At 73.1% G+C, this 13,941-nt stretch carries 13 protein-coding genes; 6 read left to right on the top strand and 7 right to left on the bottom strand.

The window, feature by feature from the left end:
• Both ACGFIG_RS28850 and ACGFIG_RS28855 read left to right on the top strand, forming a co-directional pair.
• Window positions 1–1,826: condensation domain-containing protein (locus ACGFIG_RS28850; RefSeq protein ID WP_393008205.1), on the top strand; the 1,826-nt coding region annotated here is incomplete at its 5' end.
• A 90-nt stretch (window positions 1,827–1,916) separates the two neighbouring features.
• The gene (locus ACGFIG_RS28855; protein WP_393008207.1) at window positions 1,917–2,747 is read left to right on the top strand and encodes a peptidoglycan DD-metalloendopeptidase family protein; all 831 of its coding nucleotides are present in this window, start codon (window positions 1,917–1,919) and stop codon (window positions 2,745–2,747) included.
• Between the two features lie 138 nt (window positions 2,748–2,885).
• Here the strand turns inward: ACGFIG_RS28855 and ACGFIG_RS28860 are convergent, their stop codons facing one another.
• Genes ACGFIG_RS28860 through ACGFIG_RS28870 form a run of 3 tightly spaced genes read right to left on the bottom strand, consistent with a single transcriptional unit; the run spans window position 2,886 to window position 5,912 of the window.
• Window positions 2,886–3,581, bottom strand: coding sequence for an HAD-IA family hydrolase (locus ACGFIG_RS28860; RefSeq protein WP_393008209.1), 696 nt, complete (start codon window positions 3,579–3,581; stop codon window positions 2,886–2,888).
• 37 nt (window positions 3,582–3,618) lie between these two features.
• On the bottom strand, window positions 3,619–4,752 hold the full coding sequence (locus tag ACGFIG_RS28865) for a Gfo/Idh/MocA family protein (RefSeq protein ID WP_393008211.1): 1,134 nt from the start codon (window positions 4,750–4,752) through the stop codon (window positions 3,619–3,621).
• Window positions 4,749–5,912, bottom strand: coding sequence for a DegT/DnrJ/EryC1/StrS family aminotransferase (locus ACGFIG_RS28870; RefSeq protein WP_393008213.1), 1,164 nt, complete (start codon window positions 5,910–5,912; stop codon window positions 4,749–4,751). The genes ACGFIG_RS28865 and ACGFIG_RS28870 overlap by 4 nt, the downstream gene beginning before the upstream one ends.
• A 335-nt stretch (window positions 5,913–6,247) precedes the next feature.
• Here ACGFIG_RS28870 and ACGFIG_RS28875 point away from each other — a divergent pair, with 335 nt between their 5' ends.
• The 4 genes from ACGFIG_RS28875 to ACGFIG_RS28890 all read left to right on the top strand — a co-directional run bounded on the left by ACGFIG_RS28875 (window position 6,248) and on the right by ACGFIG_RS28890 (window position 8,640).
• Window positions 6,248–6,679, top strand: a complete 432-nt coding sequence (locus ACGFIG_RS28875; protein WP_393008215.1) for a type II 3-dehydroquinate dehydratase — start codon at window positions 6,248–6,250, stop codon at window positions 6,677–6,679.
• A gap of 91 nt (window positions 6,680–6,770) precedes the next feature.
• Complete coding sequence (locus tag ACGFIG_RS28880) at window positions 6,771–7,124, top strand: DoxX family protein (RefSeq protein WP_393008217.1); 354 nt, start codon at window positions 6,771–6,773, stop codon at window positions 7,122–7,124.
• A gap of 8 nt (window positions 7,125–7,132) precedes the next feature.
• Window positions 7,133–8,068 carry an ROK family protein gene (locus tag ACGFIG_RS28885; RefSeq protein ID WP_393008219.1) on the top strand — a complete coding sequence of 312 codons (936 nt, stop codon included), beginning with the start codon at window positions 7,133–7,135 and terminating at the stop codon, window positions 8,066–8,068.
• Window positions 8,069–8,079: 11 nt separating this feature from the next.
• Window positions 8,080–8,640 (top strand): NADPH-dependent FMN reductase, encoded by a 561-nt coding sequence (locus ACGFIG_RS28890; RefSeq protein ID WP_393008221.1) that lies wholly within the window; start codon window positions 8,080–8,082, stop codon window positions 8,638–8,640.
• An 82-nt stretch (window positions 8,641–8,722) separates the two neighbouring features.
• Here ACGFIG_RS28890 and ACGFIG_RS28895 read toward each other — a convergent pair whose 3' ends face one another.
• From ACGFIG_RS28895 to ACGFIG_RS28910, 4 genes are read right to left on the bottom strand one after another with little or no spacing between them, the layout of a single operon-like run.
• Window positions 8,723–10,231 carry an MFS transporter gene (locus tag ACGFIG_RS28895; RefSeq protein ID WP_393008223.1) on the bottom strand — a complete coding sequence of 503 codons (1,509 nt, stop codon included), beginning with the start codon at window positions 10,229–10,231 and terminating at the stop codon, window positions 8,723–8,725.
• Window positions 10,228–12,051 carry an IucA/IucC family protein gene (locus ACGFIG_RS28900; RefSeq protein WP_393008225.1) on the bottom strand — a complete coding sequence of 608 codons (1,824 nt, stop codon included), beginning with the start codon at window positions 12,049–12,051 and terminating at the stop codon, window positions 10,228–10,230. The genes ACGFIG_RS28895 and ACGFIG_RS28900 overlap by 4 nt, the downstream gene beginning before the upstream one ends.
• Window positions 12,048–12,614, bottom strand: a complete 567-nt coding sequence (locus ACGFIG_RS28905; protein ID WP_393008417.1) for a GNAT family N-acetyltransferase — start codon at window positions 12,612–12,614, stop codon at window positions 12,048–12,050. Before ACGFIG_RS28905 ends, ACGFIG_RS28900 begins: the two co-directional genes overlap by 4 nt.
• Before the next feature lie 5 nt (window positions 12,615–12,619).
• Window positions 12,620–13,918, bottom strand: a complete 1,299-nt coding sequence (locus tag ACGFIG_RS28910) for a lysine N(6)-hydroxylase/L-ornithine N(5)-oxygenase family protein (protein WP_393008227.1) — start codon at window positions 13,916–13,918, stop codon at window positions 12,620–12,622.
• Window positions 13,919–13,941: the final 23 nt, after the last annotated feature.

Below are 13,941 nucleotides of genomic sequence, written 5' to 3' on the forward strand. Positions count from 1 at the left end.
CCACCCTCGAACAACACCCCGACGTCGGCACCGCCGTCGTCACCCGCCGCGAAGACCAAGGCATCGCCCGACTCGTCGGCTACGTCACCGGACGCCACGGCCGCACCCCCGCCACCGCAGAGCTACGCGACCACGCCGCCGCCATACTCCCGCCCTACATGGTCCCCGCCGTCATCATGATCCTCGACCGCTTCCCCACCGGCGGCACCGGAAAGATCAACCGAAAGGCACTACCGGAGCCGGGCTCGCAGCGCCCCGACCTCGGCGTGGCCTACGTCGAGGCCGCCACCGACGAGGAACGAATGGTCACGGGCGTGTTCGCCGCCGTACTCGGCATCGAACCCGTCGGCACCCGGGACAGCTTCTTCGCCCTCGGCGGCACCTCCCTGCAATCCGCCGCCGTCGCCGCCGCCATCGACGAGGCCGCCGACGTCGTCGTACCCGTCTCGCAGATCCACCGCACGCCCACCCCGCACGACCTGGCCCGGTGGCTCACCACCGCGCCCCGCCGCCCCGCCGCCGAAGAGGCACCGCCCGTCGCCGGCCGCCCCGCCGCGACCGGCCCCGTCCCGCTGACCCTGGCGGTCGGCAAGTTCGTCTGGCTCCCCTTCGACCTGGTCTGTCCGACCACCTGGTGGATCGAGGGCGACCTGGACCTACGCGCCCTGATGGCCGCCATGGGCGACGTCCACCGCCGCCACGAGGCCCTCCACGCCCGCTACCGACGCACCGACCCACCCGTCGCCATCATCCCGCCCAACCCCGGCATGCCACAGCTACGCCTACTCACCGACGCCACCACCGAACAAGACGCCCTCGACCAACTCGCCGACGCCGTCCAACAACCACTCGACTACACCCAGGGCCGCAACTGGCGCGCCGCCCTCATCCGCAACAAGACCACCAAACGAATCCTGTTCGGCATCGGCATCCACCACATCGCCTTCGACGGCTGGTCACACACCCTGCTCGTACGCGACCTCAGCCACGCCTACACCGCGCGCCAGGCCGGCCAGGCACCCGTGTGGGACCGCCCCGCGCCCACCCTGCGCCAGTTCTTCGACGAGCACACCCGCCTGCGCAACGCCACCGACCTCGACGCGCAGCGGGCGTACTGGCGCGAGCAGTTGCGCGGACTCACCCGCCAGGGCGAGGGCCGGCCCCAGGAACTGCTGGAGCAGACCCCGACCTGGGGCCCCAAGACCGGGCACATCGTCGCCGTCACCCCCGAGGTGCTGGACCGCTGGGACCGGGCCGCCCGCGAACAGCGGTTCAGCCGCTCCACCTACTTCGCCGCCGCCTACGCCTCGGCGCTGCGCACCATCCACCAGCAGGACGACATCGCCATGCTGATGATCGTCGCCCAGCGCGGCAGCCGGATCCTCGACTCCACCTTCACGAGCAGGATCAGCAACAACTGCCTCCGGGTCCGGTTCGACGGCCCGGAGCAGAACCTGCTGCGGGCCGTCCAGCAGACGGCGGACGGGCTGATGGCCGCCCAGGACGTCTCCTTCCTGGAGATGACCACCGACCCGGTCCTCGGCATGTCCCGCGAGGTGGCCAACAGCCTGCCCTCCTTCGCGTACCAGGACAACCTCGTCCTCCCGCTGGAGCTGCCCGGCTGCCGCACCGAGGAGGTCGTCGAGCCGTACGCCCGGGAGTGGTCGGGCGCCTGTGTCGCCGAGGTGCTGCCCGGCGACAGGGGCACCCTCCTGCGCGTCACCGTCCGTACCGACCTGGTCCCCGCCCCCGTCGCCGAGATCCTGGCCACCGACATGCTGCGCTTCCTGGAAGCCGGGCCCGAGAGCGTCGCCGGGACGCACTGAGAACGCGGTGGCGGTCCCGTCCCGACCGGCCGGCTGAACCGCATCGGCGTGTATCGCGACGGCCCCGCTGGGGCTAGCATCACGCTGTCGATGATGATCGATTGCCCGCCCCCGGCGGGCCAGTCGGAGGTGAGTTCCCTGCGCCGCACAACGCAGACCCTGATCGCTGTCCTGGTCTCCTGTCTGACCGTGGCCCTGGCGGCGGTGCCGGCACACGCCGCCGCCCAGGTCAGGGTGTACGTACCCAGCGGGCTCCCGCTGAACATCCGCAACGCCCCGGCGCTGAGCGGCGCGGTGATCGGCAGTATCCCCAACGGCAACACCGTCACCATCACCTGCCACGTGCGCGGGGACTCCGTCCAGGGATTCGCCGGCGTCACCAACATCTGGAACAAGCTCTCGGGCGGCGGGTGGGTCACCGACGGATTCCTGGAGACCGGCTCGAACGGCCCGGTCGTCCCGCTCTGCGGCAGCTCCGCCCAGTTCAAGCTGCCGTTCGCCGCCGGACGTGCCTACCCGATCACCCAGGCGGCGGGCAGCAGCTTCTCCCACAACGACGCCTACAACCGGCACGCCATCGACTTCGGCATGCCGGTGGGCGTGCCGATCCTCGCGTCCGCCGCGGGCACCATCCGCTTCGAGGGCTGGGCGGGCGGCGGTGGGATCATGGCGCTCGTCGACCACGGCAACAACCGGTGCTCCCAGTACGCCCACCTGAGTGCCACGATCATCAACAACGGTGACCGCGTGGCGCAGGGGCAGCGGATCGGCACCTCCGGGGCGACCGGCAACGTGACCGGCCCGCACCTGCACTGGAACATCGTCAACTGCGACACGCAGACCAGCCGCGAGATCCCCAACAGCGTCGAGGTCGGCACCAACTACGTGGTGGGTACGGCGCCGGTCAGCCAGAACGGCTGAACCGACCCGACCGGCCACGCCGGACACCCCGGGCGGGCTGGGACTCCACACGGTGTCCCAGCCCGACGCCCCGAGGCGGGGCGGGCCCGGCGCACGACCGGTCCGCTCCGGTCACGACGGGGAACGGATGAACGGGTCTCAGTGGACGAGGGCTGCCGGGCAGTGCGCGAGGAGCTCCGTCGGGGCGTGCACGACCAGGTCGGGGCCGGCGGCGAGCAGCGCGGCGACGTCCCCGCCGTGCCAGGTGGTGGCGACCGCGGTCGCCCCGGCGTCCCGACCGCTGAGCAGGTCGATCACCGCGTCGCCCACCATCATGGCCTGGTGCGGCGGCACGTCGAGGTGGCCCAGCGCCTGGAGCACGATGTCCGGGGCGGGCTTGGGGCGGGCCACCTCGTCGGAGCCGATCACCTGGCCGAAGAGGCCCAGCACGCCGAGCTGGTCGAGCAGGGACCGGGCCCGGGGGCCGGCCTTGCCGGTGGCGACCGCCATCCGGATGCCCCGCGCGTGCAGCGTCTCCAGGGTCTCGCGTACGCCGGGGAAGAGCGGCACCAGGTGGGCCATCCGGTAGCTCTCGCGGACGAACGGCTCCTCCATCTCCAGCGGCAGCCCCATCAGGCGCATGATGTCCGGGAAGTACCGGCCCATGTGCCGGTTGTACTCCTCGAACGGCGCCGGCCCGTCGCCCACCACCTCGGCGTACGCGATGCTGAACGCCTCCCGCATGACGGCCGAACTGTCGACGATGACGCCGTCGAGGTCGAACACGACCGCGCGGATCGGGCCGCGCGCCGGCGACGGCGGGGTCACCTCGACGGTGGATGATGGATGGCTCATGGCTGCTCCCGGAAGCGGTTGGGGCCGACGGTGGATCTCACCCGTCGCGACGACCCGCCAGCGCGTGCTGCCGCTCCGGCCTGGTGGGCCGGGCGGACTGGTAGATCCGTTCGATGATGTCGATGGTCCGACGGGCCTCGGCGACGGCCGCGCCCCGGGCCGCCGGGTCGGCGAGCAGCCCTGGCAGGGCGTCGAGCTGGCGGTCGTACTCGGCGCCGATCGGCTCCTCGGCCAACGGCAGCCGGACGGTCTCGCCGGCGCGGGTACGCGTCAGCACCGGCGTCGGCTCCCGGTTGGGGCTGAAGCCGAACGTGCAGCGCAGCGTCGCCGATCCGGCCGCGCCGTGCACGGTGACGGTGGTGCGGTCCAGCGACTCGTGCGAGGCCCAGCAGGCGTGCAGGGCGACCGAGGCCCCGTCGGCGGTGACCAGGAAGCCCCGCGCGGTGTCCTCGACGTCGCCGGGAACGTGGCCGGCGGTGTCGGCCTCGCTGCGCCAGGCGGCGTGGGCCGCGCTGTCGTTGACGAAGTCGTCGGAGACGCTGCCGACGGCGTGGGTGACGCGGGCCGGGCCGAGCAGCGGCAGCACCGTGTCGAGCAGGTGCCAGCCGAGGTCCACCAGCGCGCCCCCGCCGGAGAGGTCGCGGCGGGTGAACCAGCCGCCCGCGTCGGGCACCCCCCGGGCGCGGACCCAGGCCACGTCGACGTGCCGGATCGGGCCCAGCCCGCCGGCCACGTCGACCAGCGCCCGGATGTCGGCCCGGTAGCGGGCGGCACTGCCGGCCAGCAGCACCGCGTCGCCGTCGCGTTCCGCGTCGGCCAGCATGCCCGCCTCGGCGGAGGTCAGGCAGACCGGCTTCTCCAGGAACACCGGTACGCCCCGGCGCAGCAGCCGGACGGCGACGGCGGCGTGCAGGTGGTTCGGTACGGCGACCACCGCCAGGTCGACCGCCCCGGCCGGAAGGTCCTCGACGTCGGCGTACGCGGACGCGACGTGGTGGGCGTCGCGGGCCCGGTCGCGGACCCCGGGCTGCGGGTCGACCACGGCGACCACCTCGAAGCCGGGGTGCGCGGCGAGCCGGGGCAGCCAGATCTCCCGCCCGGCCCAGCCGAGGCCGACCACCGCGACCCGCACCGGTCGGTCGGACGCGACGGACGGGGGCAGGGCCGTCATCCGGCGAGGATGTCGGCGAGCACGGCGGCGATCTCGTGCATCTGCTGCTCCGTGCCGAGCAGGGTGCGGTGGTGCAGCCAGACGCAGTCGGAGTGGATCTGCTCGACGTTGGGGCAGCGGGCCGCGATCGCCTCGACCGACTCGTCGGGCGCGCCGGCCTTCCAGAAGCCCTCGCACCGGTAGATCGCCCGGAACGCCACGAACGCCGGAACGCCGCGGGCGATGAGCGCGTCCACCACGGCGCGGCGGCGCTCGATGCTGATCCCGGGGATGCGGAACATCGCCATGTAGTGCGGGTTGCGGTCGGTACGCGGGTCGGTGGTCTGCGGGACGACACCGGGGATCTCGGCGAGCAGGCGCGACAGCAGCGGCCAGCGCTGCTCGCGCAGCGCGATCTGCCCGTCGAGGCGGGCCAGCTGGGCGCGCAGCACGGCGGCGGTGAACTCGCCCATCCGGTAGTTCGAGCCGGTGGTGCCATGCAGGTAGTCCCGGTCGGTGCGGGGCCGGCCGCAGCTGTGCACGAGGAACGCCCGCTCGCGCAGCTCCTCGTCGGGGAAGACGACCGCCCCGCCCTCGCCGGCGGTCATGAGCTTGCCGTTCTGGAAGCTGAAGGCGGCCACCGAGCCGAGCGCCCCGGCCCGCTTGCCCTGCCACTGCGCGCCGTGGGCGTGCGCCGCGTCCTGCAGCAGCGCCACGCCGGCGTCGGCGGCGAGCTTGTCGAGCGCGTCCATGTCGGCGAACTGCCCGGCCATGTGCACCGGCATGATCACCTTGGTACGGGGGGTGATCGCGGCCTCGACGGCGGCCGGGTCGATGCAGTAGGTGTCCAGGTCGACGTCGACCGGCACGGCGACCGCGCCGAGGCGCTGGGCGGCCAGCGAGGACGAGATGAACGTGAAGGCCGGGACGATCACCTCCGTACCCGGTCCGACGCCGAGCACCTCCAGCGCGACCTCGAGGGCGTGGGTGCCGTTGGTGACGGCAAGCGCGTGCGGGCTGCCGTGGTAGTCACCGAACTCCTGTTCGAAGGAGTCGACCTCGCTGCCGCCCATCCGCCACCACTGGCCCTGTTCGAGCGCGCGGATCAGTCCGGTCCGCTCCTCGTCGCCGTACTGCGGCCACTCGGGGAACTCCGACACCGTCGAGGGCTGACCACTCATGACTTCCCACTTCCCAACTCGGGCAGACCAGGGGCTTCGCCGGACCATCGGGCGGGACGACCCGAAACCGCCGGTACGCGGTCCGGCCCATCGGGGCGCCGGATGGCCGGTTCGCGGTAGGAGACGCTTCCGTTGGAGCCGGCGGCGTCGCTTCAGCAGGGAGGACGGTAACCGAAGCGGATGCGCGGTCACCGCCCCTAACAGCCCCTAGCCACCCCTTAGTCCGCCCGCGTCACGGCCGCCGCCGGTTCGCCCGGGGCCGTGGGCGTAGTAAGACTGCGGTGGACCAGATCATCGGGCCTTGCGGGACAGGGCCGTGCCCCGCGAGGTGAAGTGTGTCGGACGTGCTGCTGCTGAACGGCCCGAACCTGGGCATCCTCGGCCGGCGGGAACCGGAGGTCTACGGCACCGACACCCTGGCCGACATCGAGCGCGCCGTCGGCGAGGAGGTCGCCGCCCGGGGCTGGGGCGTGGTGGCCGAGCAGCACGACTGCGAGGGTGCGCTGATCCACGCGATCCAGAACAGCTACGACACCGTGGGCGCCATCGTGAACCCGGGCGCCCTCATGATTGCGGGCTGGAGCCTGCGCGACGCGCTGGCCAACTATCCCCGGCCCTTCGTCGAGGTGCACCTGTCGAACGTCTGGGCCCGGGAGAGCTTCCGGCACGATTCGGTGATCGCCCCGCTGGCCAGCGGCGTCATCGTCGGGCTGGGGTCGCTGGGCTACCGGCTGGCCGCCCGCGCCCTCGTCGCGACCGTCCGATGACGACCGGACACCCCGCCCGCCGGTGCCGTCGGCGCCGCCACGTCAGCGGTACGGTCGTCCGCACGTCCCGACTCTTCCCGAAGGACCTCACGTGCACATTCCCGTTCTCGTCCTGACCCTCATCCTCGCCGCGGTGTTCGTGGGCACCGCCGTGCCGAAGCTCACCGGGCAGGCACAGATGCGCGAGCGGATGGACCACCTCGGCATCTCGCCCGGGCTGACCCGCGTGCTGGGGGTGCTGGAACTCGCCGCGGTCGCCGGGCTGCTGCTCGGCCTGCTCTGGCCGCCGCTGGGCGTCGCGGCGGCGATCGGTCTCGCCCTGCAGATGGTGGGCGCGGTCGTCTACCACGCCCGGGCGAAGGACCCGGCCGCGATGACCCTGACGCCGGTGATCTTCGCGGTGGCCGCCCTGGCGCTCGTCTACCTGCACGTGCGGCTGGGCTGAGGCCGGGCGTGTCCGGTCCGCAGCGCCGCGGCGGCGTACTGGGCGTCGACGTCGGTGGCACCAAGGTCGCCCTACGCGCGGAGGCGCCCGGACGGCCGGCGTACGACCGGACCTTCCGCTGGCCCCACGGCGCCGACCCGGCCGCCGACCTGGCGGTGCTGGCCGCCGAGGTGGACCGGCTGCGCGACGGGTGGGGACCGGTGGACGCGGTCGGGGTGGCGATGCCGGCGACCACGGACCCGACGGGCACCGTCACCACCTGGCCCGGGCGGCCCGGCTGGGTGGGGCTCGACCTCACCGGCGCGCTGCGCCGCCTCTTTCCCGACGCGGCGACCGCCGTCGCCGACGACGGTGATCTCGCCGCGCTCGCCGAGGCCCGGCGCGCCGGCGCGGACGACGTGGTCTACCTGGGCGTCGGCACCGGGATCGGCGGCGGCGTGGTGCTGGCCGGACGGTCGGTGCCCGGCCGTTCGTCCGCCGAGATCGGTCACGTGGTCGTCGCCCTCGACGGCGAGCGCTGCGACTGCGGCCGGCACGGCTGTCTCCAGTCGATCGCGTCCGGGCCCGCCACCCTGCGCCGGGCCGGTGCCGGACGTGGCGGCGAGGTGAGCTTCGACGACCTGCGGGCGGGGCTGGACGGGCGCGAGCCCTGGGCGGTGGCGGCGGTCGACGCGAGTTGCCGGGCGCTGGCGGCGGCGGTGGTGAGCCTCGGCGAGCTGCTGGATCCCGCGCTGGCCATCGTGGGCGGCGGGTTCGCCGCCGGCCTGCCCGGCTTCGTGCCGCTCGTCGCGGAGCGGGCCCGCTCCGCCGGCCGGCCCGGGCGGCCGGCGCCACCGGTGCGCCCCGCCGCCCTCGGCGCCTTGTCGTCCCTGCACGGCGCGGTGGAGCTGGCCCGTGACCTGACGGGCCCGCCGGCCCCCGCGCGTCCCACCCCCACCTCGTAGAGGAGATCAGCATGGTCAGGATCGGCGTCATCGTCGGCAGCACGCGGCCCGGCCGCAAGGCCGACGCCGTGGCCCGCTGGGTGCACGACATCGCCGCCAAGCGGGGCGACGCCACGGTCGAGCTGGTCGACATCGCCGACTACGCCCTGCCGCACTTCGACGAGATGCTGCCGCCCTCGATGGCGCCGTCGAGGCGCCCCGCCGTACGCCGCTGGGCGACGACGGTCGCCCGGTGCGACGGCTTCGTCTTCGTCACCCCGGAGTACAACCACTCCATCCCGGGCGCGCTGAAGGACGCCGTCGACTTCCTGTACCAGGAGTGGCAGCACGCCGCCGCCGGCTTCGTCAGCTACGGCGTGCACGGCGGCACCCGGGCGGCGGAGCACCTGCGGCTGGTGCTCGGGCAGCTCGGTGTGGCCGACGTCCGGTCCCAGGTCGCGCTCTCCCTGACGACCGACTTCGTCAACTTCCGCGACTTCCGGCCCGCGGCGCACCACGAGCAGGCCGTCGGAACCATGCTCGACGAGGTGGTCGCCTGGGCCGGCGCGCTGCGGACGCTGCGCCGGCCCTGACGCCGGCACGCAGTGCGGCAGTGCCGCAGTGCGGCAGCGTCAGGCGTCAGTGCGCCGGAGCGGAACCGCCAGCGGGCCGGCGTCAGCCGGCCCGCTCGGCCCGCAGCAGCAGCGCGGCGGCGACGCAGCCACCCGCGAAGACGGCCACGGCGCCGACCGTCTGACCGGTCTCCAGTGCGGAGCGGAACGCGGCGGCGACCGCCGCGCGCTCCGGCTCGCTCCGCGCGGCGGCCAGCGCGGCGGGGAAGGACCCGGCGCCGGCCACGGCGGCCGGCAGCAGGGCCGCGAACCGGGCGTTGAGGATGGCACCGAGCACGGCGATGCCGAGGCTGCTGCCGACCTCCGTCATGGTGCCGTCCACCCCCGCGCCGGCCCCGGCCTTCTCCGGCGGGATCGCGCTCAGCACGGCCTCGACGATGGCCGGGTTGGCCACGGCGCAGCCGGCGCCCATGATCAGTAGGCCCGGCAGCAGTACCCCGTAGCTGTCCGACGGGGCGTGGGTGATCAGGGCGAGACCACCGGCGAGCAGCGTCATGCCGAGGGCGATCGACCACGCCAGCCCGAGCCGGCGGATCACCCGCGCGGCGATCCCGCCCAGGTTCAGCACGACGATGGAGAGCGCGAACGGCATCATCCGCAGCCCCGCCTCCCAGGCCGGGTAGCCGCGGACGAACTGCAGGTGCTGGGTCAGCAGGAACAGCGCGCCGGTGGCCCCGAAGGTGATCAGGACGACCCCGGAGACCGCGCCCACGAAGCGCGGATTGCGGAAGAAGTGCATGTCCAGCATGGGATCGGCGACCCGCCGCTCCCAGGCCACGAAGGCGGCGAGCAGGAGCACCCCGGCGACCGCCGTGCCGAGCACCGGGGCGGCGGTCCAGCCCTGCTCCGGCCCGGCGATGATCGCGTAGACGACCCCGGTCAGGCCGGTCGTGGAGAGCAGCACCCCGCCCAGGTCGAGGCGGCTGCCGGACGGCTGGCGCCACTCGGGCACCAGCGCCCACGCCGCCACCAGGCAGACCAGCACGATCGGGACGTTGACCAGGAAGATCGCCCCCCACGGCAGGTGGGCGAGGATGAGCCCACCGAAGGGCGGCCCGGCCGCGAACCCCAGGGCGCTCGCCGCCGCCCAGAGGCCGATCGCCCGGGTCCGCTCGGCGCCGTCGAAGACCTGCATCGCCACCGCGAGGGTGGCGGTGACCAGCAGCGCGCCGCCGACGCCCATGCCGGCGCGGGCCGCGATCAGCTGCCCGCTGGACTGGGCGAGCCCGGCGGCCAGCGAGCCGAGCCCGAACAGCACGAGCCCGGCCAGCAGCATCCGGCGGCGGCCGTACCGGTCGGCGGCGCTGCCCGCGGTGAGCAGCAGCCCGCACTGCACCAGCGCGTACGCGTTGATCATCCACTGCACGTCGGCGGTGCTGGCGGCCAGTTCGGTCGTGAGCACGGGGATCGCCACGGTCAGCACCGTGTTGTCGAGCACCACGGTGACCTGGGCGAGGCAGAGTACGACGAGGATCAGCCACCGGCCGCGTACCCGGCCGTCCCCGCCGTCGGCCGGTGCCCCGGCGGCCGGCGCGAGCGACGTGGCCGTCATCGCGCGGCCGGGGCGAAGCGGGCGATGGGGTTGGTCAGGTTGCCGACCAGTTGCAGGGCGGCCGAGGGGTCGGCCAGGTCGACCATCTGCTGGTTGTTACGCAGCTGGAGCCGGTTCAGGCAGGACAGCGCGAACTCCGGGGCGAACAGGTCGTAGCGTCGCAACCGCTCGGCGAGGTGCGGGACGCTGTCGGCGTAGTCGATCGCGCACTCGGCGACCGTCCGCCAGAAGGTCTCCTCGTCCAGCACGTCCTCGGTGACCAGGATGGCGCTGAGGTAGCGCAGGAAGCAGTCGAAGACGTCGGTGAAGATGGACAGCAGCTTCATGTCCTCCGGCACGTCGGCCCGGACCCGCCGGACCGGCGGGGGCAGGTCGGCGTCGGGGTCCATGACCACGATCTCCTCGGCGATGTCCTTGAAGATCGCCCGTTCGACCGTTGCGCCGTCCAGGACGAGGATGACGTTCTCGCCGTGCGGCATGAAGGCCAGGTCGTGGGCGTAGAAGCTGTGCAGCAGCGGGGTGAGGTAGGCGTCGAGGTAGCGGCGCAGCCACACCTGCGGCGCCAGCCCCGAGCGGGCGATCAGCGCGGCGGCGAACGAGCGGCCGTCGCGGTCGGTGTGCAGCAGGGACGCCATGGTGGCCAGCCGCCGGCCCGGCGCCAGGGTGGGCACCGGGCTCTCCCGCCACAGGGCCGCCAGCATCTTGCGGTACGGGGAGTACCGGTCGGTGGCCGCCTCGTACTCCAGGTGCCGGTACCCGACGGCGGCCCGCTCCCGGATGATCGTCAGGCCGGTGCCCTTGAGGACCTCGTCGCCGTCGATGAGGTCGGCGAGCCAGTCGTTGATGGCCGGGGTGGCCTCCATGTACGCGGCCGACAGCCCTCGCATGAAGCCCATGTTCAGCACGGACATCGCCGTCTTGACGTAGTGCCGGGACGGGTCGGTGACGTTGAAGAAGGTGCGGATGGACTGCTGGGCGAGGTACTCGTCGGGGCCGGGGCCGAGGCAGACGAGCCGGCGCTGCGCCACCTCGGCGGCGAAGGTGACGGAGATCTTGTTCCACCACTGCCACGGGTGCACCGGGACGAGCAGGTAGTCGGCCGGGTCGAGGCCGAGCCCGGTGAGGGTGTCCGCGAACCCGGCGAGGGTGTCGTCGCCGAGTTCCGCGCGGATCAGCGTGTCGTAGTCGAGGTCGGCGGCGCAGGTGAAGGTCGTCCGGTCGCGGTGGGCGGCCAGCCAGATCAGCCGCACCGGGTTGCCGGCCTCCGGGGCGTACGCGTGGTATTCGTGGATGCCGAAGCCGATGCGGCCGTTGTTGGCGACGAAGCCGGGGTGGCCCTCGGTCATCTGGGTCTCGATGGCCTGGAAGTCCGCCTCGGCGAGGTCGGCGGCGCTGACCGCCGGCTTGTCGAGCTTGTACGCGGTGCTGGCCAGGGTGGAGCTGATCTCCTCCAGGTAGACGGGGAGGATCTGGTCGGTGAGGCCGAGCGCGCCGCGCAGGTCGAGGCAGAACTCCAGCGCGTCCAGCGGCAGCTCGGTGTCGCCACGGTGCCGGGTGATGCTGTCGGCGTCGATCCGCCAGTGGTCGAGGGCCAGCAGGCTCGCGGTGAAGCGGTAGACGACCTCGCCGTCGTCGCCGCGCACCTGGTACCGGCGTGCGGCGGTGGCCGGGTCGGCGGGGACGGGCTCGTCGGCGGGCACGGGCTCGGGCGCGAGGAGCCGCTCGTGGGCGAACTCGGCCAGCGCCTTGCGGACCAGCAGCCGGTTGGCCTGGGCCCAGTTCGCGGGCGTCAGGTGGGCCACGGATGCGAGCGGGTTCACGCGGGCACGTCTCCTCGGGTTGCGGCGTGGAACTGGTCACGGGTGCAGACGCTGAGCAGCGCGTCCTTCTCGGGCTTGCGGATCGGGCCGACGACGGTGAAGCCGACGGCCGCGTTGAGCGCGTGCACCGCCGTGTTGCGCACGTCGGGCTCCACGACGACCCGGCGGGTGGCCGGGTCGGCGAAGAGCCATGCCATCACGGTGGTGATCACCGCCAGGGTGAAGCCGTGCACCGGCGCGTCGGCGGGCGCGCAGAGGAAGTGCATGCCGACGTCGCCGTCGGCCGCGTCGTACAGGCCGACGAGTTCGACGTGGGCGGGGTCGTACCGCTCGGCGAGGAAGGCCGGGCGGCCCTCGTGCAGGCCGATGAACGCGTCGTGGTGCGGGTGCGCGGCGATCCGCCGGTACTCCTCGGCGACCCGGGTCACGTCGGCGTCCTGCATGAGCCAGAACGCCGCCTTCGGGTGGGTCACCCAGCGGTGCAGCAGCGGCGCGTCGGCGTCCGGGTCGAGCGTACGCAGGGTGAACTCGCCGAGCCGCTCGTCGACCCGGCGGTGGACCATCTCGGTCACGACGCGGCCCCGGCCGGCACGCCGAACTCCTGGAAGGCGATGCCCTTCTCGATCGGGTAGTGCTCGCGGCCGAGCAGTTCCCGGATGATCCACGAGTTGCGGTACGGGCCCATGCCCAGGTCGGGCGAGGTGACGCTGTGCGTGTGGGTGCCGGCGTTCTGTAGGAAGATGCCGCGTCCGGTGTGGTCGATGCTGTAGTTGCGGGCCACGTCGAAGCGCCCGTGCGCGTCCCAGCGGATCCGGTCGCGTACCGGCTCCAGGAACTCCGGTACGCGGTAGTGGTAGCCGGTGGCCAGCACCAGCCCCTCGGTGTCCAGGGTGAGGTCGCGCCCCTGCTCGACGTGGTGCAGGCCCAGCGTGTACGTGCCGCCCGGCTCGTCGTAGGTGGCGGTGGTCAGCTCGGTGTTGGTCAGCAGCCGGGTGCGTACGGGACCGGCGAGGCTCTTGGCGTAGAGCAGGTCGTAGATCTCGTTGATCAGGTCGGCGTTGATGCCCTTGAACAGCCCCTTCTGCGCGGACTCCAGCCGGTAGCGGGTGGGCTCCGGCAGGGCGTGGAAGTAGTCCACGTAGTCCGGCGAGGTCATCTCCAGGGTGAGCTTGGTGTATTCGAGGGGGAAGAACCGGGGCGAGCGGGTCACCCAGTTGAGCTGGTAGCCGCACGTGTCGATGTCGCTGAGCAGGTCGTGGTAGATCTCGGCCGCGCTCTGCCCGCTGCCGATCACGGTGATGCTCCGCTTCGCGCGCAGCGCCGCCCGCCGCTCCAGGTACCGCGAGTTGTGGATCACGTCGCCGCCGAGCCCCGCGCAGGCGTCCGGCACGTACGGCGGGGTGCCGGTGCCGAGCACCAGGTGCCGGGCCCGGTAGGTGACCGATTCTCCCGTGGCCGTGACCGTGACCCGCACCGTGTAGTGCTCGTCGGCCGGGTCGAACTCGACGGCGGTGACCTGCTGTCCGTACCGGACGCTGCTCAGCTTGCCGGCGGCCCAGCGACAGTAGTCGTCGTACTCGCTGCGCAGCGGGAAGAAGCTCTCCCGGATGTAGAACGGGTACAGCCGCCCGGACTCCTTGAGGTAGCTGAGGAAGGAGTACGGCGAGGTCGGGTCGGCGAGCGTGACGAGGTCGGCGATGAACGGCGTCTGGAGCCGGGTCGACTCCAGCAGCATCCCGGGGTGCCAGCTGATGCTCTCCCGCGCCTCCAGGAAGATGCCGTCGAGGTCGTCGATCGGCTCGGTCAGGCAGGCCAGGCCCAGGTTGTACGGGCCCAGCCCGACGGCGATGAAGTCGTGGGTCGACATGTGGTTCTCCGATGCGGGATGGG

Source organism: Micromonospora sp. NPDC049048, assembly GCF_043197615.1.
Taxonomy (GTDB): domain Bacteria; phylum Actinomycetota; class Actinomycetes; order Mycobacteriales; family Micromonosporaceae; genus Micromonospora.